At 38.5% G+C, this 21589-nt stretch carries 19 protein-coding genes and 1 pseudogene; 9 read left to right on the top strand and 11 right to left on the bottom strand.

Annotation, left to right across the window (positions count from 1 at the left end; genetic code table 11):
• Nucleotides 1-416: 416 nt before the first annotated feature.
• A complete protein-coding gene (locus ACQKL5_RS18285; RefSeq protein ID WP_427610300.1) occupies nt 417-2312 on the top strand; it encodes an N-acetylmuramoyl-L-alanine amidase in 1896 nt (631 codons plus the stop codon).
• Nucleotides 2313-2918: 606 nt separating this feature from the next.
• Here ACQKL5_RS18285 and murC read toward each other — a convergent pair.
• Nucleotides 2919-4211: a UDP-N-acetylmuramate--L-alanine ligase gene (gene murC, locus ACQKL5_RS18280; protein ID WP_427610299.1), complete on the bottom strand. Its 1293-nt coding sequence runs from the start codon at nt 4209-4211 to the stop codon at nt 2919-2921.
• 240 nt (nt 4212-4451) lie between these two features.
• On the opposite strand from murC, the gene ACQKL5_RS18275 reads away from it, so the two are divergent.
• Complete coding sequence (locus ACQKL5_RS18275) at nt 4452-4889, top strand: alpha/beta hydrolase family protein (RefSeq protein ID WP_427610298.1); 438 nt, start codon at nt 4452-4454, stop codon at nt 4887-4889.
• Here ACQKL5_RS18275 and ACQKL5_RS18270 read toward each other — a convergent pair.
• Nucleotides 4886-5647, bottom strand: a complete 762-nt coding sequence (locus tag ACQKL5_RS18270) for an MFS transporter (RefSeq protein ID WP_427610297.1) — start codon at nt 5645-5647, stop codon at nt 4886-4888. The two genes, ACQKL5_RS18275 and ACQKL5_RS18270, sit on opposite strands and share 4 nt — an antisense overlap.
• A gap of 68 nt (nt 5648-5715) precedes the next feature.
• Nucleotides 5716-5850: a hypothetical protein gene (locus ACQKL5_RS18265; RefSeq protein WP_427610296.1), complete on the bottom strand. Its 135-nt coding sequence runs from the start codon at nt 5848-5850 to the stop codon at nt 5716-5718.
• Nucleotides 5851-6005: 155 nt separating this feature from the next.
• Between ACQKL5_RS18265 and ACQKL5_RS18260 the strand changes: the two genes are divergently transcribed.
• The gene (locus ACQKL5_RS18260; protein ID WP_427610295.1) at nt 6006-6893 is read left to right on the top strand and encodes a helix-turn-helix domain-containing protein; all 888 of its coding nucleotides are present in this window, start codon (nt 6006-6008) and stop codon (nt 6891-6893) included.
• A 105-nt stretch (nt 6894-6998) separates the two neighbouring features.
• Here the strand turns inward: ACQKL5_RS18260 and ACQKL5_RS18255 are convergent.
• The 3 genes and pseudogenes from ACQKL5_RS18255 to lepB all read right to left on the bottom strand — a co-directional run.
• A pseudogene (locus ACQKL5_RS18255) lies at nt 6999-7985 on the bottom strand (IS3 family transposase); the annotation flags it as partial.
• Nucleotides 7986-8111: 126 nt separating this feature from the next.
• Entirely contained in the window at nt 8112-9158 is a 1047-nt protein-coding gene (gene cobT, locus ACQKL5_RS18250) for a nicotinate-nucleotide--dimethylbenzimidazole phosphoribosyltransferase (protein WP_427610320.1), read from the bottom strand.
• 105 nt (nt 9159-9263) lie between these two features.
• Nucleotides 9264-9755, bottom strand: coding sequence for a signal peptidase I (lepB, locus tag ACQKL5_RS18245; RefSeq protein WP_427610294.1), 492 nt, complete (start codon nt 9753-9755; stop codon nt 9264-9266).
• A 174-nt stretch (nt 9756-9929) separates the two neighbouring features.
• On the opposite strand from lepB, the gene ACQKL5_RS18240 reads away from it, so the two are divergent.
• Both ACQKL5_RS18240 and ACQKL5_RS18235 read left to right on the top strand, forming a co-directional pair.
• Entirely contained in the window at nt 9930-10886 is a 957-nt protein-coding gene (locus ACQKL5_RS18240; RefSeq protein WP_427610293.1) for a bile acid:sodium symporter family protein, read from the top strand.
• A gap of 118 nt (nt 10887-11004) precedes the next feature.
• Nucleotides 11005-11550 carry an NADPH-dependent FMN reductase gene (locus ACQKL5_RS18235; RefSeq protein ID WP_427610319.1) on the top strand — a complete coding sequence of 182 codons (546 nt, stop codon included), beginning with the start codon at nt 11005-11007 and terminating at the stop codon, nt 11548-11550.
• 189 nt (nt 11551-11739) lie between these two features.
• Here ACQKL5_RS18235 and ACQKL5_RS18230 read toward each other — a convergent pair whose 3' ends face one another.
• Nucleotides 11740-13452: a methyl-accepting chemotaxis protein gene (locus tag ACQKL5_RS18230; RefSeq protein ID WP_427610292.1), complete on the bottom strand. Its 1713-nt coding sequence runs from the start codon at nt 13450-13452 to the stop codon at nt 11740-11742.
• Nucleotides 13453-13799: 347 nt separating this feature from the next.
• On the opposite strand from ACQKL5_RS18230, the gene ACQKL5_RS18225 reads away from it, so the two are divergent.
• The 3 genes from ACQKL5_RS18225 to ACQKL5_RS18215 are packed head-to-tail and all read left to right on the top strand — an operon-like array spanning nt 13800 to nt 16384.
• A complete protein-coding gene (locus ACQKL5_RS18225) occupies nt 13800-14267 on the top strand; it encodes a MarR family winged helix-turn-helix transcriptional regulator (RefSeq protein WP_427610291.1) in 468 nt (155 codons plus the stop codon).
• A 42-nt stretch (nt 14268-14309) separates the two neighbouring features.
• On the top strand, nt 14310-15812 hold the full coding sequence (locus ACQKL5_RS18220) for a YhgE/Pip domain-containing protein (protein ID WP_427610290.1): 1503 nt from the start codon (nt 14310-14312) through the stop codon (nt 15810-15812).
• Between the two features lie 44 nt (nt 15813-15856).
• Entirely contained in the window at nt 15857-16384 is a 528-nt protein-coding gene (locus tag ACQKL5_RS18215) for an NAD(P)H-dependent oxidoreductase (protein ID WP_427610289.1), read from the top strand.
• An 86-nt stretch (nt 16385-16470) separates the two neighbouring features.
• Here the strand turns inward: ACQKL5_RS18215 and yhbH are convergent, their stop codons facing one another.
• A complete protein-coding gene (yhbH, locus tag ACQKL5_RS18210; protein WP_427610288.1) occupies nt 16471-17640 on the bottom strand; it encodes a sporulation protein YhbH in 1170 nt (389 codons plus the stop codon).
• 496 nt (nt 17641-18136) lie between these two features.
• Nucleotides 18137-18316 carry a hypothetical protein gene (locus tag ACQKL5_RS18205; protein ID WP_427610287.1) on the bottom strand — a complete coding sequence of 60 codons (180 nt, stop codon included), beginning with the start codon at nt 18314-18316 and terminating at the stop codon, nt 18137-18139.
• A 117-nt stretch (nt 18317-18433) separates the two neighbouring features.
• On the opposite strand from ACQKL5_RS18205, the gene ACQKL5_RS18200 reads away from it, so the two are divergent.
• Nucleotides 18434-18643 (top strand): heavy-metal-associated domain-containing protein, encoded by a 210-nt coding sequence (locus ACQKL5_RS18200; protein WP_427610286.1) that lies wholly within the window; start codon nt 18434-18436, stop codon nt 18641-18643.
• 62 nt (nt 18644-18705) lie between these two features.
• Here ACQKL5_RS18200 and ACQKL5_RS18195 read toward each other — a convergent pair whose 3' ends face one another.
• Together ACQKL5_RS18195 and ACQKL5_RS18190 are read right to left on the bottom strand one after the other, a co-directional pair.
• Nucleotides 18706-19032 carry an SCP2 sterol-binding domain-containing protein gene (locus ACQKL5_RS18195; RefSeq protein ID WP_427610285.1) on the bottom strand — a complete coding sequence of 109 codons (327 nt, stop codon included), beginning with the start codon at nt 19030-19032 and terminating at the stop codon, nt 18706-18708.
• 263 nt (nt 19033-19295) lie between these two features.
• Nucleotides 19296-21191 carry a PrkA family serine protein kinase gene (locus ACQKL5_RS18190; RefSeq protein WP_427610284.1) on the bottom strand — a complete coding sequence of 632 codons (1896 nt, stop codon included), beginning with the start codon at nt 21189-21191 and terminating at the stop codon, nt 19296-19298.
• Between the last annotated feature and the right edge of the window lie 398 nt (nt 21192-21589).

Raw genomic sequence — 21589 nt, 5'->3', positions numbered from 1 at the left:
TATAGCTTTCTTCATCTCGCTTATAAAAACTCGCGTTATATACTTCTTACTTTATCTAGGGATCCACCCCCTAACCATATAACAGTTTCTAATTATGATTTTATCCAAATGCGTTCACTAATTACAATGGCGGGATATCTTGTAAATAACCGAAGTCCTTTAGACTACTTTCCTTTTAAATCAATGAAACTTTCGATTGAATAATTTAACATTTTTTGAACAAATTATAATAAATATGTTATATTATGTCGTGACGTGCTTTAAATGGAAAAAATACCGGCTGAAATAAATGGAGGTGCTTTTCGTAAACAATCTTAATCTTTGTTGCCATTTTTATAATAACGATCAATCCATAACTGACTGTTATTATTAGTCATTTTCTTTGTGCGTCCTTATAACTAAGGAGGTCACCTATTTTGTTTAAAAAAATTCTACTACTCACAATGGCCGTTTTCTTTATAACGACCACTTCATTCAGCCCTTCGCTTAAGGTCCATGCTGCAGAATCCAATGACACGGGAATCATTCATAATATTAATAGTGCCAATGTCTATAAAGGGCCAGGTAAGGCTTACGGGACAACTGGTGGAAAAGTGCTACAAGGGGAATTGGTTACCATCATCAAAACCTCCGGCAACTGGACGTATTTCCAAAGCAACGATGATTATGGCTGGATTGCTTCAAGGTTTGTTCAGTCATCTCTTGGTGAAGCTGTACTGACAAACGGAAAAGCTTCTCATCAACTGTATTCGGGACCTGGAACATCATTTGGGAAAAAAGGATCTGCAAAAGCGGGTGCTACAACCATCCTATTCGAGAAGAGCGGTTCTTGGCGTCAGATATATGTTAATGGTCAAGAAGCATGGGTAGCTGAAAAATACATTCAGCCTACATATGGTGTGGCCAAGGTCAAAGCTACTCATGTCAATTTGTATAATGGAGCCGGTAAGCAATACGGCACCTCTGGAAAATTAGACAACGGTAGTGTAGTTGCTTATGCAGAAGTGAAAAATAGTTGGCGACACGTGTTTGTAAATGGAAAGAGCTACTGGATTTGGAATGCTCACTTGACTAGCACCGACTATGATTCCATTTCACACAAAACCATCATCTCCAAAAATTATGCCAACCTATATAATGGACCAGCCAAAGTTTCTGGTGCTAAAACAAAAGTGAACAACGGCACACCGCTTGTTTCATTAGCGACAATGGGAAGTTGGACATATATCCAGACCTCGTCAAATGAGGGATGGGTTTGGTCAGACTCTCTAGTAGACACGACTTCTACCGCAAAAATCACTGGTACGAGTTCAGCTAAAATCTATAAATCTCCTAATAAGAGCGGTGGCACAACAGGATCCCTTGCAAAAAATAAAATGGTTGCCATTTCTGAAATAAAAAACGGATGGCGCTCCGTGAGAAGTAGCAATACAAAGGGTTGGATCGAAGATAAGTACATGAACAAAACGATGAAGATTTCCTCCAAATCCGAGGGTTTGTCTCAATCAATAAATAATGTAAATGTTTATTTATCTGCCACAAAATCGTTAGGATTGATTGGTCTCATCCCAAAAGGATCTACCGTGAGCTATTTAGATGAGAAAAATGGCTGGAGATACATCCAGGCTGGTAATCTTCAAGGTTGGGTTTGGGATAATTCCCTCTCCACCGTCTCCCAATTAGGTGGACTTACCCTCATTATCGATCCTGGTCATGGCGGAACGGACCCCGGTGCAGTGGGTAATGGTCTGAAAGAAGCCGAACTCACCCTAGATATAAGTGAGAGAGCTCAAAAATTATTTGATAAAACACCCATCAATACCAGCATGACAAGAACGTCAAAAACTAGCAGTGTTACAGCGAATGGAAGTAGTATTTCCACCAGTCAATCCCTGCAAAAGCGTATGGACTTCGCAGCAGCGAACAAGAAATCCGACGATGATATCTTTGTCAGTGTCCATATAAATGCCGGCGGCGGCACTGGCGGGGAAACGTACTATTATAGTTCGTATAGCAGAGCTGCGGTTAATCCGTATAATGCCGATAGCAAACTTCTAGCCCAAAAAATTCAAGCTAGATTAATAGATTATATGGACTTTAAAAATAGAGGGACAAAAGAAGCTAACTTCTATGTTCTTAAATATAATTCCATGCCAGCAACACTTGTGGAAGCAGGGTTTATTGATAATGCAAGCGATGCAGCGAAACTGAAACAAACCTATTATAAACAACAGGCTGCCAAAGCCATCTATCAAGGAACACTTGATTATTACAAAGCAAAAGGGTTCGACGTAGACGCTTATAATCTATAAGTGATCGAACAACATAGCCCGGATAATGGACATCCACACGTTCATTATCCGGGTTTCTTCTTATTAATTTCCATCCAACTCGATTCATTTCCTTACCCCAACAGGAGGTGTTCCTATTAACAAGACGTTATGGCTCATTCCTTTATTTTTTCTCCTTCCTAATACGGAAGAATCAAGGCTAGTCCGGATAGGTACCTTGTGTTTTACTCTTATCGGAAGCCTTCTTTCCTACCCCATGATTATCTGCTTACGCTTATCTTAGCGGGTCTTTTCACATAAAAAAAAAGACCTTCATTGTGAAGTGAATCCAAAAAGTTAGACACTTTATTTAGTTAGGCAACCTTGAAGGCATGAACCCGGTAATTAACCGGGCTCATGCCTTTTGATTTGTTAAGTTAACATAAAATCTGATCTCAGAAGCTGGCCTTTCGTCCCCGTTAATTTAAGTACATTCTTTCACAATCTTAATCTTGTTACTTATTAAAGAATATGTACGATTACTCCCTTGTTATAAAAGAAAAATCAGAGTTCACCTAATTTATAGGTCTAACTCTGACTTTTCTTTTACTGAATATATCCTAATTTAACATGGAAACATCATATTGCTTATTGTTCCACTAAATATTTCGAATGATATTTTTGTATATCGCCTGCCCCCATAAATAACAATACTCCATTCTTATGGTTAGCCAGTTCATTAATATTTTCTTCTTCTAAGATCTTGGAATTTGGTACTCTGCTGCTTAAATCTAATACGCTTTCGTTAGATTTATTTTCTCTAGCAGAACCAAATATTTCGAAGAGATAAACACAATGTGCATTAGACAAGCTTTGAGCAAAATCATCAATGAATTTATAGGTTCTAGAGTACGTGTGTGGTTGAAAAACTGCAATTATAGGTCTATTTGGATATTTCTCTTTAGCAGTCATTATTGTTGCAGTTATTTCAGTTGGATGATGTGCATAATCATCTATTATTATTTGATTTTTATATGTTTTTTCATTAAATCTTCTTTGTACCCCTTCATAACTTAAAAATGCAGATTGTATATCGGAAATTTCAATTTCATTATAATAACAAACTGTGATTACAGCTAGTGTGTTTAAAATATTATGTTTACCATGTTGCTTAATAAAAAAATCATAGTAAAAATGTCCATTTATATACACATCAAATGTTGTTCCATTTTTCGTAGGCCGAATATTCTTCGCGATAACATTATTTCTTTCATCAAATCCAAAATATACTGTCGGGACAGTGAAATTCTTACCTTTTAAATGAGGATCATCCCCATTAGCAATTATTCTTTCTTTCACTCCCTTCGAAAATTCAGTAAATGCCGCTTCTACATCTTTAATATCCGAAAAATAATCTGGATGATCAAAGTCAATATTATTTATAATAGCCATCGATGGTTTATATGACAAGAAATGTCTTTTATATTCACAGGCTTCAAATATAAAATGTTTTGAAGTATCATTCACTTTACCGGTCCCATCACCAATAAGGTAATTTGTAGTCATTACACTATTAAAAACATGCGCTAATAGTCCAGTAGTCGATGTTTTTCCATGAGTACCAGTTATTGCAATACTATAAAAATCGGTTAAAAATCCTCCTAAATATTCATTATATCTGTAAATAGGTAATCCTAATTCATTCGCTTTTTTTACTTCTTGATGCTCTTCGTTAAATGCATTTCCTAAAATAATAATTTGTCCTAATTTTATATTACTTGAATTAAACTTTAAAATAGGTATATTCCTTTTTGTAAGTCCTAATTGCGTAAAAATAAAATCTTCTACATCTGAACCTTGTACATTATTCCCTAAATCACTCAATATCTGTGCTAAGGCACTCATCCCCGAACCTTTTATTCCAATAAAATGATACTCCATCCTTCTACACCACACTTAATTTATTTTAAATATTTTTCAATAATAACTATAAATCACCAATAGCATACAAAGGATTAATGAGTAGTCCTAAGCTGCTAAATAACTCTTTATTCTTTATTGGTAATTCCCCCAATGAACCTAGCTCACTCTGGAAATACGAGTTAACAAGAAATGTACTTAAAAAGGTGAAAAGTGTCCCATTTGATTACCCAAAGCTAAAAGAGGAAATTATTTTTGTGGATGGTGGAAATTTTGATATTCCATGTATTATATAAACCTACTATTCAAACAAATAAAGCTATTATTATGCTTCATGGAGGACCATCTGATTCTTGGAAAGCCACATGGTCCCCAATTATTCATAGTTTAACGAGTAATAATTATAATGTATTTTTGGCAAATCCAAGAGGTAGCATAATTAGAGATTATCCGTTACCAATGATAGCTAAAGGTGATCTAGGTGTAAAAGATTCATATGACATAGGTAAATGTATTGGTTGGCTAATAGATAGTGGATATGCAAAGGATGGTGGTATAGGTTTATATGGACATAGTTATGGTGGTTTTTTAGCTAATCAGGTATTAAAAACATATGAAAGTAAGATTGAGTGTATCGCTATTACTAGTAGCTATTATCAATTTTCATTATTTGTGGTAATAAATATGGCAGAGCATTAGTTATCGCATCTAGAAATCCAACTGTAAGGAACAATGGAGCCAAAACCCTTTTTAGCCTCCAAGAAGAAATTCCTACTTTTTAAAGAAGGAGTAGTAATAATTACACCTTCTTTTTTCCATTTATGATCCATAAAAAATGTCATTAAAGCAGAAATCACAAAAGTAATTGAGTTTATTAATAAAATAATATTTATTGGTAAAAATGTGATAATAAGTCCACCTATCGCTGGCCCCACCACACCTAATACTGAATTAGTACTTAATATCCATGAGTTCATCTTAATAGTGATCTCTTGATTACTTCCCGAAAGATCAGAAATAATTGTTTGACTGACAGGATTATATAAAATACTGAATAGACTACTTATCCCTGATAATACCGCAATATGTATAATGCTTAATTCAATATTAGTGAACAGAACAAACATCAAAAACATGATAAAAGCTTGTGACAAATCACCTAAATAGAGCAGAAATTTCTTATTAAAACTATCAGCTAAAACTCCGGCAAAAATGGCAACCAATGCTACAGGTAAGGTATTAGAAATAATCAAAGCAGTTGCTCCACCTGTCCCTATAAATTTTTCATTAACATACCAAATGAGTCCAATTTTCACTAAATGGTTACCTATTAACGAAGTATAAAGTCCCAACCACAAATATTGAAAAGCACTTGGATCCTTCAAAGAAAATAATTTAACATTATTAACACTAACGGTTGTCGGTGCGTTCATCGCAACTCCCTTTTCATCAAACATATTTTTTACACTTTTCCAAATAGATTAAATTAACTATAATAAACTTAATCTTCTAGAAAATTTAATTCTTAATGTTCATAAGGTAAATCAGTAGTTTTAGCTATAATATTCAATGCAGTTGTTGATGGTAAGTCACCAATAAGAGCTACCCCTACTAAAGTCGTTGTGAGAATAATACCAATTACAATTTTATTTAACTTCATATCAACCACCTCCTGAGATAAATTTACCAAATCTAACTCCTTCTTGCATTGAATATATATGGTTACATATTCGGATATATTGTAATGATGCATTATTTTTTTTTTTTTTTTCTTAGGTCACTATGCTTATATGAATAATTTAAAGAGGTGTGAAAATGGATACTTTTAATTTTAAAAATTTAGGTGCAGCTATTTACGAATTGAGATTAAAACTGAATATAAGTCAAAGTGAATTAGCAAAAGGAATTTGTAGTCAATCTCAAATTAGCAAGATTGAAAAAGGAGTAATAAGCCCCTATATAGATACTTTAATGAATATTTCAAAAAAACTTGGAGTAGATCAATATTATTTCATTAACTTGATTTCAAAAGAACATTATGAGTTTATTAAAGACTTTAAAAGTTCTGTCCGTTCAATGATTAAGAAAAAAGATTACAAAGAGGTACGAAGATTAGTAAATAAATATAAGAAACACCCAGTCATGCAGAATATTGAGGAGCAACAATTTATTAAATGGCATCTTGGTATTTGTGCATATTATTTAGAAAACGATTTCAATAAATCTATTCAACTCTTAACTGAGACTTTAGAAATGGATCATACTATCCATGCTACTGAACAAAACCTACATATTCTTAATAGTATTGCAGTAATATACAGTGAAATAGAGATTTGGGAGCAATCTAAAAAATATTATTCTAAAGCTTGGGAAGTTTTTCACACTTCAATCTATCCAATGAATATTCAAATATTAATAAAACTCTGTTACAATTTAGGAAAGACTCTATATAAATTAGCGTTATATGACGAGGCTCTAGTGAAAATCAGGAAAGGAATCCACTCAACAAAGGAAGCTGAAACTAATTACCTGTTTGGGGAACTATTTTATCAAGAAGGGTTAGTTTTAATTAAGCTTAATATGTATGAAAAGGCATCAATTTCCTTTAATCAAGCAGCTTCCGTATTTTCACTGGTTGATAAAGAAAGTTTTTTAAAAGTAGCTAATGACAAACTTAATTACTGTAAAAAATTTTTATCATAAAGATTATAATATGATCACAACTTTCTATTTTGTTTTAACTGTTTTAGTAATACAACAAATAGGCCACCTATAATTTCATTGGTGGCCTATTTGTATATTGGTGACCTCTGGCAAGCGTTCTAAAGATTTTTTTAGCATATCTGAAACTAATGAATACGTTGGTCGAGATCCAATTGTATATGTAATAATTTCACCATTAAATAAATCTAATACAGGGGATAAATATAGTTTTTCGCCACATACCTTGAATTCTGTAATATCTGTTACCCACTTTTCATTAGGCTGTTCAGCTATGAATTGTCGGTTTAGAATATTAGGGGCTATCTTCCCGACAGTTCCTTTGTAGGACTTATATTTTTTCATTCGCACAAGACACTTTAACCCTAATTCCTTGCACTTTTTTATGATTTACTCTCTTACCACGACCGACTAGTTTCTCGAATTCGGCGATACCCGTAACGGCCTTCATGTTCATCATAAATTCTTTTAATTTCTTCTTTTAAATCGGCATCTGGATCAGATCTGTCCATTTGTTTTATATAAAAATAGTAGGTACTTCGAGGGATTACTGCAAGCTTAACTAGCTCTTTCACCGGAAATTCAATCCTTAATTCATAGACTACTTGCGCTTCGTCTTGTTTGGTGATTTTTGCTTGTTTTGAACTAAGGCATTCAACTTTTTAAATAGGTATTTTCCATACGTAGACGTTCTAATTCTGCTTGTAACGCTTCAAAGGAGCCTTCAGTTGAAGCGTTTATGGTATTTTGTTTTTTGTTTTCTTGTTTCATAGATGGACGCCCCTTTTTCTTTGATTTCAGAGCGTCAATACCATCGGTATTGAACAGTTTAACCCAATTATGTACCGTTGAAGAAGATGAGATGTTATAGATCGCAGCAGCCTCATTAGGAGTTATTCCAAAATCGTTTATAAAGTTTAGTACATCCATTTTAAAGTTCAAATCATAATTTGTATAGGAAGAATAAAAAGCTTCCACTACATTTGATTTATACTCAGCTACACATACCTTTAATGGTGTTAAGCTAACATTGAATTGTTCAGCTATAGTTTTAAATGAAGCTGTTCCTTTCAGATAAGTTAAAACTGACTATTATTTTAGTTCTGGACTAAATTTTGTCATACGAAAAACTGCACCTCCAATTGTTAGATGGTGTCTAACAATTGGGGTGCAGTTCATTGAGAAGGCCCCTTCTTTTCCTTATTTATTCGATACACCTGCAGATTCAAACGTTGCCATTTCCTTCACGACCAAAGTAGCAGCCTGAAGAATGGGAAAAGCAACCGCGGCACCTGTTCCCTCCCCTATTCGCATGCCCAATTGGAGAATTGGTTCTTTACCAAGCCATTCTATCGCCGTTCGATGCCCAGGTTCTGCGGATTGATGGCCAACGAACATGTAATCCGCGGCACAAGCCGAAATCATGGTAGCAATCACACCTGCAGTGGTCGTAATGAACCCATCAAGCAAAATCGGTATTCTTTTGCTGGCTGCCGCAAGCATGGCTCCTGCCATACCGGCAATCTCGAGTCCACCGATTTTGATTAAGATATCGATGGGATCTTTTGGGTTAGGCTTTCTAAATGAAAGGGCCTCTTCAATGATTCTTTGTTTATGTATGATTCCTTCACTTTTCAGGCCGGTTCCCTGACCTACCAGCGACTCTATGCTTTTTCCACTTACCACCGATATGATGGCCGAACTGGTTGTCGTATTTCCAATTCCCATTTCACCAAGGATCAGGCATTTGGCCCCCTGGTCTATCATAGACTCCGCCCGTTCATACCCGACTTCAAGAGCTTGGTTCACTTCATCTAACGTCATCGCGTCTTCTTTATGAAAGTTTCGAGTGCCACGGCGTACTTTCCTTGCAGTCAGTTTATCCGCGTCAATATCTGCATCAATCCCGATATCAACAATGTCAAAGTAAGCGGAAATCGCCCGGCTGAAAACATTGATCGCCGCTCCGTTATTTAGGAAATTGAGCGCCATTTGTTCTGTCACTTCTTTTGGATAAGCGGAAACACCCTCATCCGTAATGCCATGATCAGCTGCAAACACGATTACTCCCGGTCTTGAGACTTCCGGAAATGCCTGACCTGTCATCTTCGCCAGGTCGATGGCCAATTCTTCAAGTCTTCCCAAACTTCCCTGGGGAACAGTCAGCGAATCCACGTATTTTTTAACTTGCCTTCCCATTTCTTCATCCAGCTCTGGGATGGATAGAGTGGCCAGTCCATTCTTCATCATCAAAAAAACCTCCACATATAAAATAAAAAACCTTAACCAATGGAAAAGGTTCTTACCTATCATCTTCTAAAAGTTCAACTTAGTCTATACAATAAACATATTTTATTGAGGCGCACCCAGTTCGTTCAAGGGAAAGAAACGAAACTCCACTTTTCCGACAAGTGAGTCTTCCGAGATGACACCGAACATTCTGCTATCCCAACTATGCCTGCGATTATCTCCCATTACAAACAAGAACCCCTTTGGTACTTTCACGTCGAAATTCTCAGTCAGGTTTTCATTAGGGGGAATCTGCTCTTTATTTGATTTCACGTACGGTTCCTTATACGCTTTCCCATTGATATAAAGAACGTCATCCTTCATTTTCACACGGTCGCCCTCAAGTCCGATGACTCTTTTGATATACTCTTTTTCTGCATCCGGAGCATGAAAAACCACCATATCAGAATGCTCGATGTTTCCGACTTTCGTAACGACAATGCGGTCACTATTTTCAAAAGTCGGCTCCATGGACTCACCTTTTACAGTAACTGGAACAAACAAGAACTGACGACAGATGAAAACGACGATTATGGCAATGAGTATGGATTTCATCCAAGATACTATTTCTTTTTTCATAAAGTCTCCCTTCACACGCTATTCATATATACATATTTTACTAAAATGTATTTATCTTGTATACGATAACTAAGGATTTTCGTTTCGATATACAGTGTTTGGAATATGGTACACTTAAAAATGAAGAAATAAACGGTAGGAAGTGGATGGATGTTGCTACAGTCAATTAATACATATTTAAATAGGGCGATGCCATTTATCACCCCAATAAGCGTTGTCATCGGTGTCTTATTGGCTGAACGGTTAACCGATTACACATTCCTGGTTCCATGGATTTTTGCCTTCATTACCTTTACAGGGAGCCTTGGCTCCAATTTCAAGTCATTAAAACGGGCAGTCTATCACCCGTTACCCGTTTTCATTGTCTTAATCATCCTACATATCCTCATGCCAATATGGGCCTGGTCCCTCGGTCACTTAGTATTCCACGGGGATGCCTATACAATTACCGGATTGGTTCTAAGTGTCGTCATTCCAACCGGGGTCACTAGTATCATTTGGATAACCATTTATAAAGGGAATGCTGCCCTAGCTTTAACGATTATCCTGATTGATACCCTTCTTTCTCCATTCATCGTGCCCTACAGCGTCTCACTATTCGGCGGCGGCACAATTGAAATGGACACATGGCCCATGGTGAAAGGCTTGATAGGAATGGTCGTTCTACCATCTGTGCTTGCGATGTTCTTGAATCAAGTCACAAAAGGGAAGATCAAGGAAGGGCTTGCCCCGCGACTAGCTCCATTTTCCAAACTAAGCGTCGGGTTCGTCGTGATTTTGAACAGTTCAAAAATCGCACCCTACCTTACCCATTTCAATAAGAAATTATTGATCATGGCTCTCTTGGTGCTATCAATCGCCGCTTCAGGCTATGCTTTTTCCTGGTGGATTGGAAAACTATTAAACTGGGAGAAGGAAGATGTCATCACCTTGACCTTTACCGGGGGGATGCGCAACATCAGCGCCGGGGCGGTCCTTGCCACCACCTATTTCCCTGCGGCCGTTGCCGTGCCGGTGATACTTGGTATGCTATTTCAACAAATGCTCGCTTCCCTTTTCGGCTATTCCCTTGATAGGCATTACCATCAACGTGTAGACGAAGGGTGAACTTGATTTATTTAATACAGATATTTGGTGCGTCTTTTTTCCCTTTCTATAAAATTCCAAGTATACTATAAAAGTAGAATTTGCTCGTGCAAAAAAAACAATAGGAGGTTTTTTTATGATGAAAGTCGTTGCCATTGTGGGTAGTATACGTAAGGAATCTTATAACCTGAAGCTAGCTACATATATTCAAAAGAAATATCAAGAAAAGTTCGATCTTGAGATCTTGAACATTAGGGAATTACCATTTTTCGACCAGGATATCGAAAATGATCCCCCTGCCGTTGTGACAGAATTTAAGGGCAAAGTGGCCAAGGCGGATGCCGTCTTGTGGGTAACCCCTGAATATAATGGAACCGTACCAGGCGTGTTAGTCAACGCGATTGATTGGTTATCTCGTGTAGATAAAGTCTTGATTGGTAAGCCATCATGGATTGTCGGTGCTTCCATGGGGAATTTAGGGACAGTAAAAGCTCAACTTCATTTACGGGATATCCTGTTTGCTGCAGGCGTCTCTTCTCCGCTTCTTCCTGGAAATGAAGTATATGTGGGGGCTGTTCATGAAAAAATCGATCCACAAGGAAACCTTACCCATGAACCGACTGTACAGTTTTTAGATATGGTCGTCGAAAACTTCATTGCTTGGTATCAACAGCATAATCGTTAATTCCATTTAAAAATCCCAGTAGTCATGACGCTACTGGGATTTTTTACGCCTAAACAACACTACTTTCTTCATTCTTTATGAGTTGTGAGTCTGGCACTTGAAACGGGCGATTTTTTGTGAACGAACCTCATAAACAAGGGTTACCCCTAAGAGTCATATTTCTGACTTTTTAGGAAAATCTCTAGATTTTTATAACTTGAATGCCCCTAACAACTCCTGTAATTCACTAGCCATTTTGGAAAGATTGTTAGATGCAGATGCTATCTCTTCCATGGAAGCCAATTGCTCTTCAGTGGAAGCTGCAACATTCTGGCTATGTGCTGTTGAATCTCTTGCGACTGTCGTAATGCTCGTTATATTTCTCAGTACCTCTTGGGCACTCGCTGACATTTGCTCGGCAGTTGCCGCCATTTCTTCGATTTGATCACTCGATTCCCCAATCGAATCCAGAATGACTTTGAAACTTTCCTCCGTTTTCGAGACAATACCAAGTCCCTCTTTCACGTCCAGTTTGACTTGATTAATGGATTGATTGGATTTCATCATGTCCTCTTGAATCTCTTGAATGAGTTCAGCTATTTGAGTAGAAGATTGCTGAGACTGTTCAGCCAGCTTACGGACCTCATCAGCGACTACCGCAAATCCTTTACCATGTTCGCCTGCCCTTGCTGCTTCTATCGCCGCATTCAATGCTAATAAATTCGTCTGATTCGCAATTTCTGTAATGGCTTTCGTTATTTCGCCTATTTCTTGCGATCTTTTATCCAATGAAAGAATCGCTTCTCCGCTTTTATCAACCGAATGGGAAATCGTTTGAATTTGCTGGGCGGTCTTATCAACGAACTCGCCTCCCAATCTCGCTTGCTCAGCTACTTGTGCTCCAGCTTTTGCAATAGCATTGGAACTTTCCGCCATCTGTTGAATGGAAACCGATACTTCCCCTAACTCCGCCGAACTTTCCTCAAGGCTTGCGGCAGAATGTACGGATCCATCCGCTATCATTTGGATTGCACCAGAAATATCTGCAGTTGCCTTACTTGTTTGTTCAGCACTGGCCGTCATCTCTTCTGATGAGGCAACCACTTGATCCGAAGTATGGAAAGCACCTTGCATCATGTTTCTAAGGTTACTGACCATTTCATTCATCGATTTGGCAAGAGCCCCGACCTCATCTTTGGTATCAATATCCGATGTTTCCGTTAAATCTCCTTTTGATATATCTCCGACCAAATTCACAACCCTTTTCAACGGCCTCGAGATCACCTGAGAAATGATATATCCTAAAGCAATACTGATTAAAACGGATAAAATAATAAAGATGTATGTATTGTTCTTCGTATGGTTATATGATTCACTTGCACGTTTATAAGCTTCCTGAGCCTTTTCATGGGTCATATCATTCAGCTCTCGAACCTTTATTTCCAATTGATCGCCCTTCCCTTTATTTTCTTTTAATGTTCTGAGGAAGCCTTCGACGTCATTGGATTTTCCTAATGCAATATTCTTATCTGTCAGAACATAAAAATCCTCGAGGGCTATTTTGTATTCTTCAACAAGCTTTCTTTCGGAAGCATCCATATTAGTGCTTTCAAATTTCGTCGTAAGCGTGTTAATTGCATCTTTCTGTTCATTTATTACCTGCACAGCCGATTCCTTTTCCGCAGGCGTTTGCGCGACAAATGCCAGATTACGGACACCGATGCGAATATTTTGATAAGCAACCTCAATATCGCTAAAGTATTGTTGGGGTACAAGCTGATCCTCATACATTCCCTCAAGATCTTCATTCAAAGTTTTTAAATTCTTTACTCCATTCATTCCTACAATAGCCAGAAGCAGGGCCATTAATAAAAACGCTGAAATCAATTTTGTTTTAATCTTCATATTCATATACATCTTCATCTTATATCCTCCACCTAATATTTTGTTTTCTTCCCCTTAGAGCAATAGCCCTTCTTTTATTTATAGTTCTGAATATCTTTCCTTCTTCTTCCACTGCTTATATCGGCACTTCAAGAAATTAGTTAATGCAACTAGCACACTCACATAAAAAACTTATCTACGATTAATCCTAAGTAAAAATTCTATCCGTTACTTTTTATCAAAACCTTGTGAACGTTTACACAATAAACTTTGATATTTCGAAATACATTATGCGAACATTATCATAATTAAGGGATTAATCTCTTTACAACTTAGAACATTTAAAGTAATATTGAATTTATCGCTTTTAAGGAGTTGTGTGTTTTTTGGAGGAGAATACAGGGATTACAATCGACATGTTAGTAAGTGTTTATAATGATTTAGCTAAGAAAATGGCTAACGATCGGTTTAAGGCATTCGCCAGCCACTTGAGGAAACATGAGTTGACGCTCAATCAATATTCCATTCTCAGTTATATTGAACGGAATAACGCATGCACATCAATTCAATTGGCACAGCACTTAAACTTAAAAGCAGCATCGATCACTTATTTAGTCGATTCTCTCGAGAAAAAAGAATTGATTAAACGCGTAGAAAACCCTGAGGATAGAAGGAGTCAGCTTATCCAATTAACTGAAGATGGTTATAGCGTCGTTTCTTACTCTGTAGATAACTCCCATGCTTCGAGATTGTTTGAAGAAATGGACCAGGATGATCGGGAAATGCTATATATGATGGCGCGTATTATGAACAAGAAAATTTTCCGCAAAGTAGAGAACCAACATGACGATTGATACCCCCGCTTGCTTCAAATTTTTTTAAGGAGAATGATACATTTGAAAAAATTATTAAAATTAAAAATAGTCTGGAGACCTATCTGGATAGTTGCGCTGCTCATGTTAGCCATGGTTAGCGTATATTTACCAGTATTCAAAGGCGCCGACCAAAACTTAACCGATTTCCCATTGATCATTGTCAATGAAGATAAAGATTTTTCCGAACAAATCGACGGGAAAAAGATTTTTGCTACCCTTCCTCAATCTCAAGACGAGCATTCGTTGAAATGGATGACTGAAACAAGCGAGCAAAAAGCAAGACAGGCTATTAAAGAAAATAAAGCAAATGGGGCCTTGATTATTCCGGCCAATTATTCTAGTCAAATCACTAAGATTCACGATGCCTTGTTGTCCGGGAAAAAGGCGCCGAAAGCAGTAGAGGTTAAAATTTTGCTCAACGAAGGTGGCGGACAGCTTACATCATCGATTGCTCCTTCGATTCTTAAATCATTGGTCGCTTCAGCTTCAGCCGATATTAGCGGTGAGCTAAAGCAAGAACTGATTCAAGCTAATAAAAAAGTTTCTCCCCAAGCCACCTATTTATTAGATCAGCCCATTATACCTACAACCTCAAATGTTCTTGGTCTTCCTGGAGACCTAAATAAAGGAATGACTCCATTCATGTTGGTCCTTATGGCATCTATTACTGGGTTTATGGGGACGCAAATGATCAGTGGGTACATGAATAAAATTAGTGAGAAAATGAGAGAAAGAGGCTTATCTCTTAGTCACTCAACTGTCCAACTTACCGAAATGCTTCTAGGGGCAATTTTGATGGTCATAACGTCATCTGCATTAATGGTTGTTGTATTCGGATTTTTCAGTAGCACCCATTCAATAAGTATCTGGCCGATTTGGTTATTCATGATCTTAGGTACCCTTACTATGTATTTCCTATTCAAAATGCTTAGTCTATTTTTGGGAACATGGGGAATTCTGGTGATGTTCCCGCTGAACATTTTGGGGATTTTCGGAAGCGGTGGCGCAGTCCCATTAACAGGACTACCAGCATTCCACCGTTTTGTAAGTACCGTCCTACCTACTCGTTATATAGAAGATGGAATGAAATCATTACTATATTTCAACGGAAATTTGGAAGCGGGGCTTGGCACAGCTCTTTGGGTCCTTTTTAGCTACTTGGTGGTGTTTATCATTATCTGCCTAAGCTTTATTTATCGCGCACATAAAAAAGAAAAAGCTACACAAAATGAACCTTCACCTTCAGTCACACAAGCTAGTGAAGCAGAAACCGAAGAACAACCGAACACCGTACTTCAAACAAGTACCCCTGTTTCGGGTGAATTAATGAAAAAGGCACCTTCAACTCAATCTGTTAAAGCAACCATGATAACTTTATCAAAAGATCATAATGGCACAGATGATGATTGGTATCGGAAAGCGCTTCTCAACTTTACAGTAAAGGAAACGAACGATACCCCTCAAAATGACATGGATGATGATGTCTTTCGTCAAGCCTTAATCATGATTAATAAACAAAATTAATCCCTTTTAAAAAGCGTGAAATTGGAAGTAATGGAGGTATGTATGTGAATATTTTAGTTGTATATGATAGTGAAGGCGGACATACAGAAGCCTTGGCAAAGGCTATTGCCCTCGGTGCAGAAAAAACGGAAGAAGCAACAGTGTTTATACAGCATGTTAATGAAGCGGATGTTCACGAGCTCCCAAATATGGATGCGATCATTTGGGGATGCCCTGGTCATTTTGGAACCATTAGTTCAGGTTTAAAAGCATGGATCGATAAACTGGGCTACCTATGGGCTAAAGGTCAATTGATTAATAAGGTGGGGGCTGTTTTCTGTACAACTGCAACCACACATGGTGGATTGGAAGCTACCCTATTAAACCTGATCACCCCCATGCTTCATCAAGGGATGATTATTGCCGGTTTACCAGGGAACATTCCAGAAAATGCGCTATATGGTTCCTATTACGGTGTCGGCATTTCCTGCCCAGTAGAAAGTGACGTACTTATAACCGAGCAAGATAAAGCACTTGGGATGGCGCTGGGACAGCGTGTCGTCGAATTAACGAAACGAATGGTACAAGTTTAATAGAATTAAAAAACGAGGCTGCCTAGTCATTTCCATGACTTTTGGGACAGCCTCGTTTTTTTATATGAGTGGAGCACCCTTAGTTTTCAAGCATATTTCGCTGGTTCCTCTTCTCTAAAAAAGCTCTTCATCGCATGGAATACATCAGCCTTTTGCTTGAGGATGTAATGCCGGAATTTTTCATTGTCAATATTCTTATAGGCCGTCATGAGGGTTGAATGGCGATTATATTGATTGACTTCACCATAACCAAACATATTGGAGACCTTCATGAGTTCTTCCACAAGCTTTACACATCTGACATTATCGGACGTGAGATTGTCACCGTCGGAAAAATGGAATGGATAGATATTGAATTTAACAGGATCATATTTATGATCGATAAGTTCTAATGCTTTGCGGTAGACGGATGAACAGATCGTTCCACCGCTTTCCCCTTTTGAAAAGAAATCTCCTTCAGACACAACCTTCGCTTCCGTGTGATGGGCAATGAACTCGATTTCAACCGTTTCATATTTTGTCCGTAAAAAGCGGTTCATCCAAAAGAAAAAGCTCCGGGCCATATACTTTTCCCATAGTCCCATACTTCCTGAAGTATCCATCATCGCCAATACAACCGCTTTGGAGTCCGGCTTTTCGACCTCATTCCACGTTTTGAATTTAAAGTCTTCCTTATAAATGGGATGAAAGCCTGGGTCACCACTTAGGGCATTCCGTTTAAAGGCAGATATCATCGTTTTCTTTTTGTCGATATTCCCCATCAAGCCTGTTTTCCTGATATCGTTGAATTCAATGTGCTCCAGCGTATGCTCCGCATGTTCCTTTTTCTGTAGATTCGGCAGCTCCAATTGACTGAACAGTGCTTCTTCCAGCTCCATCATGGACACTTCGGCTTCATAATAGTCATCGCCCGCCTTATCCCCTGCACCCTGCCCTTTACCGGAACCTGCATTCGATGGTGCCCCATCTCTTGCTACGACATCCCCGACTTTACTATCTCCGTCCCCTTGACCGACATGTTTGTTCTTATCATAGTTATAGCGAATTTTATATTCATCCAGGGAGCGGATCGGGATTTTGATAACGTCCTTACCATTGGACATCACGATGCTTTCTTCAGAAATCAAATCAGGCAGATTATTCTTGATAGCCTCTTGCACCTTTTCCTGATGGCGTTGTTGATCATCATAGCCTTTTCGATGGAGGGACCAATTTTCCTCTGAGATCACATATTGCTTCTTACTCTCTTCTGACATTCTCTTCCCCCCTTAAAAATGTTTGCACGCTTTTCATCATTCCTTCATATAATAAATTAGTGTGAGAAAGCCCACAGCATCACAGGTTTATCTAGTCAAAAATACAATCCGAAAAAAATCGTATGAAAAGTAAAGTATTAATCTATCTTATGCAGCAGCGAAAGATAATTTACATAAAAATTCAAGAATAGTTGTTTGCCCATGAAGAAGACAAGTCTTTACCCGATATAAGGGGGGAATTCAAGTGACATGATAAGCCGGGAGTCAATTTTGCTGGGGGAATGACGTCGGGTCATTTGCGTGAGGGAACTTTGAGGTTATTATGATAAAGATTACTTTCTTGAGTGAATCTTCAAGCCACCTTTTTGTACATCCGGAAGTCGTATCCGAAACAAGGGTTCCACTTAAAACCCTAACTCGGCATAAATAAAAGGGCATCCTGGGAACTAACTTGGATACCCTTTTTACATAGGAATATTTTTATTGGCACATTGATTCACTCTTTTTTTTCCTCGACTTCATGTTGGACGGTACCTGGGCGTTTATACCATTCCTTCAGTTCTTCGTTCGTTCTCTGCCGTTCCATTTGCTTGCCGAGTTCTTTCATCTCGTCTAAATCCTTGGCCATCGAACTGTTTTCTGGAACATGCTCCCGTTTCAATTCTTCTTTACTCATTGAAATCACCTCTTCCTTATTGATACCCAATATTTCCAAATTCCAAACCGGACATATGTCTTACCGCTTTGGGGTAAAGATAAACCATATGGAAAAATTTCAGGAGGTGCTTGGAGCATGCAAACCACTACGCTCTATGTAAGGGAAGCGACAGCGGAGGGCCCGATTTTAAACCTAGAGTCCATCCTATTGAATACGGACGGTGTCGAGCGAGCCATCATTGATGTAGAAGATGGTGAGATTAAAATCGAGTATAGTGAAGAAAAGTTATCACCAGATCAACTCGTCACACTTATCGAACAATACGGACTGAATGTGACTAAATAAAGGATAAGGATCCCACGACAAAAAACACCGAACTCTCCCGGTACAAGCAGAGTTCGGTGTTTTCATTGATAACGCTTTAGAATTTCCTGCAGCTTCAAAGCCAGTCCGATATTTCCGTCTACCTTCAGGCCACCTGTCATGAACGCGACCGTGGTATTTAAATCATCCTTTAATAACTTCGAGAAGTTTTTCTCAGATAACTTCAATGTCACTTGCGGATCGTTTGCCGTCCCTTCCACCACTTCAACCTGTCCATTTTCAATTAGCAGCTGAACCGTTCCTATATCTTCAATGTCGAATTGATAGACACGATTCTTTTCGTTTTGGATATGCTCCGGATTGCTGTTGATTTTACCAACCAATTCATTCAATTCAGCGATAACACTCATCTGAAATCCCTCCATCAACTTTTTTAATGATGCACTTAGAGATTGATAACTATACGATTATTCTTGGCCATGAAAACTATCCTATATCGAGTAAGAACTTAACTAGGAAGCTCGAACTATTTCAGACTCTTGCATGTCTTGATTTATGAATAAGAGAACCATCATTGCTTCAGCTAAAAGATACCACAAACTCAAATAATTGACAATATTTTCTTATTTCGTTATAAATACCCCCACCTTTCAAGGCAGGGGTCTTCGTTTTTTTAGCGATTTAGCAAGCTTCCTACATAGCGCAGTAAGTCATTGGCCGAGGTCGAATTATACCCATGTTCGTCAATAAGTCTCTTGATGACCTCATTCACTTTCTTCAGTTGTCTTTCGTCTGGTGTCTTCGTTGACGTCGTGATTTTAACAACATCCTTCAAATCAGCAAACAGTTTCTTTTGAATGGCTTCACGCAGGCGGTCATGCGAATTATAATCAAATCGTTTTCCTTTTCGTGCATATGCAGAAATCCGAATCAGGATTTCTTCACGGAATGCTTTTTTCGCATTCTCGGAAATGCCGATTTGTTCTTCAATGGACCGCATCAATTTCTCATCTGGATTAATTTCTTCCCCAGTCAGTGGATCGCGCAGTCTTGATTTATTGCAATATGCTTCGACATTATCAAGGTAATTATCCATAAGGATTTTTGCCGACTCTTCATAGGAATATACAAATGCCTTTTGCACTTCATTTTTGGCAATCGAATCATATTCTTTACGTGCAAGCGAGATAAAATTCAAATACCGTTCCCTAAGCTCGTTCGTAATCGACGGATGTTGGTCAAGGCCTGCCTTAAGCGACATTAATACGTCCAGTGCATTGATGGACGGATTTTCCTTACGAATGATCGTGGAGGAAATCCGGTTGATCACATAACGTGGATCGATTCCGCTCATGCCTTCATCTTGATATTCCTTCTTCAACTCATTGATGTCCGCAGAGTTGAAGCCTTCGACATTTTCCCCGTCATACAATCTCATCTTTTTCAATAAATCGATGTCACCTTTTTTGGGGTCCTTCAAACGGGTCATGATGCTGAAAATGGCTGCCACCTTTAACGTATGTGGAGCGATGTGGACATCGGACACATCACTTTCATGAATCATCTTTTCATAGATCTTTTCTTCCTCGCTCACCTTTAAATTATATGGAATCGGCATGACGATGATCCGGGAATGCAGGGCTTCATTTTTTTTGTTGGAAATGAATGCTTTGTACTCCGTTTCATTCGTATGAGCCACAATTAGTTCATCGGCACTGATTAATGCGAACCTTCCCGCTTTAAAATTCCCCTCCTGGGTCAACGAGAGCAAATGCCATAAAAACTTCTCATCACATTTCAGCATCTCCTGGAACTCCATCATTCCGCGGTTTGCTTTATTGAGCTCTCCATCAAAGCGATAGGCGCGCGGATCAGATTCTGAACCAAATTCAGCAATCGTCGAAAAGTCGATACTACCCGTCAAGTCGGCAATATCCTGTGATTTAGGGTCGGATGGACTGAACGTACCAATCCCCACACGTTTGTCTTCTGAAAGGAAGATACGCTCCACCATCACGTCTTCAATCCGGCTTCCATACTCCTGTTCCAACCTCATCACATTCAGCGGCGACAAATTTCCTTCAACCCGAATGCCATATTCCTCAAAGAAATCCTGCCGCAAGTTTTGCGGAATGAGATGCAGTGGATCTTCATGCATCGGGCATCCTTTTATCGCGTAGATCGCCCCTGAATCATTTAATGAATAACTTTCGAGCCCCCTCTTCAGGAGTGAAACAAGTGTCGATTTCCCGCCTGAGACCGGCCCCATCAAAAGCAAAATCCTTTTTCGTACGTCCAACCTCTTGGCTGCCGGATGAAAATATTCCTCGATGAGCCTTTCCAGTGAATCCTCAAGACCAAACAGCTGACCGCTGAAAAAATTGTATTTCTTCGTCCCATCTACTTCCTCTATCCCAGCATCTCTGATCATGTTGTATACACGCGAATGAGCAGATTGTGCAACTAATGGCTTTTCTTTCAAGATGTCTAAGTACTCTGCGAAGGTACCTTCCCACTTCAGCTTCTGTTCATCTTCTCTAAATTTTTCGATTTTCTTTAAAATATCCATCTCGGAACCTCCCCCTATCACTTTCAGAGAATACTTAAATCTATGCGCCGAGTTTGACAAACATGTCAGACTTTCCAAAGAGGACATCCTTAGTCCGGTTTCTCACTTTACAGCTTTGCTGTAAAGTCTTGAATATTTGAAGACAAATCTCCCGAGAAGAAAAATTACGTGCACACCCACCAAAAATTAGGGTATACTAAGCCTATACTTAAGTGGGACAATATGGATAAGGGAGGTTACATCATGGGCACAGTTATTATCATTGCAGTCGCCATTGCATTTTTAGCAGCCATCTTCACTGGTGGATATGCCGACAAACCAGGTGTGAAAAATAAATAATCTATAGAAAAAGGGTTGTCCCAAAATGACTTTTGGGTCAGCCCTTTTTTTGGAAAGAA

Source organism: Peribacillus sp. NPDC097675, assembly GCF_050277655.1.
Classification (GTDB): domain Bacteria; phylum Bacillota; class Bacilli; order Bacillales; family DSM-1321; genus Peribacillus.
Note: the sequence above shows the minus strand (reverse complement) of the source record. Positions and strands in the feature narration are given on the sequence as shown.

Bases quoted from the DNA above. Each gene is read 5' to 3' on its own strand.
- ACQKL5_RS18200 (WP_427610286.1), top strand. From the start codon at position 18,434: ATGCAAACCACTACGCTCTATGTAAGGGAAGCGACAGCGGAGGGCCCG.
- ACQKL5_RS18195 (WP_427610285.1), bottom strand. From the start codon at position 19,032: ATGAGTGTTATCGCTGAATTGAATGAATTGGTTGGTAAAATCAACAGC.
- ACQKL5_RS18270 (WP_427610297.1), bottom strand. From the start codon at position 5,647: ATGTTTGATGAAAAGGGAGTTGCGATGAACGCACCGACAACCGTTAGT.
- cobT (WP_427610320.1), bottom strand. From the start codon at position 9,158: ATGAAGAATGGACTGGCCACTCTATCCATCCCAGAGCTGGATGAAGAA.
- ACQKL5_RS18205 (WP_427610287.1), bottom strand. From the start codon at position 18,316: ATGAGTAAAGAAGAATTGAAACGGGAGCATGTTCCAGAAAACAGTTCG.
- ACQKL5_RS18275 (WP_427610298.1), top strand. From the start codon at position 4,452: ATGGTGGAAATTTTGATATTCCATGTATTATATAAACCTACTATTCAA.
- ACQKL5_RS18235 (WP_427610319.1), top strand. From the start codon at position 11,005: ATGAAAGTCGTTGCCATTGTGGGTAGTATACGTAAGGAATCTTATAAC.
- murC (WP_427610299.1), bottom strand. From the start codon at position 4,211: ATGGAGTATCATTTTATTGGAATAAAAGGTTCGGGGATGAGTGCCTTA.
- ACQKL5_RS18265 (WP_427610296.1), bottom strand. From the start codon at position 5,850: ATGAAGTTAAATAAAATTGTAATTGGTATTATTCTCACAACGACTTTA.
- ACQKL5_RS18190 (WP_427610284.1), bottom strand. From the start codon at position 21,191: ATGGATATTTTAAAGAAAATCGAAAAATTTAGAGAAGATGAACAGAAG.
- yhbH (WP_427610288.1), bottom strand. From the start codon at position 17,640: ATGTCAGAAGAGAGTAAGAAGCAATATGTGATCTCAGAGGAAAATTGG.
- ACQKL5_RS18260 (WP_427610295.1), top strand. From the start codon at position 6,006: ATGGATACTTTTAATTTTAAAAATTTAGGTGCAGCTATTTACGAATTG.
- lepB (WP_427610294.1), bottom strand. From the start codon at position 9,755: ATGAAATCCATACTCATTGCCATAATCGTCGTTTTCATCTGTCGTCAG.
- ACQKL5_RS18230 (WP_427610292.1), bottom strand. From the start codon at position 13,452: ATGAAGATGTATATGAATATGAAGATTAAAACAAAATTGATTTCAGCG.
- ACQKL5_RS18240 (WP_427610293.1), top strand. From the start codon at position 9,930: ATGTTGCTACAGTCAATTAATACATATTTAAATAGGGCGATGCCATTT.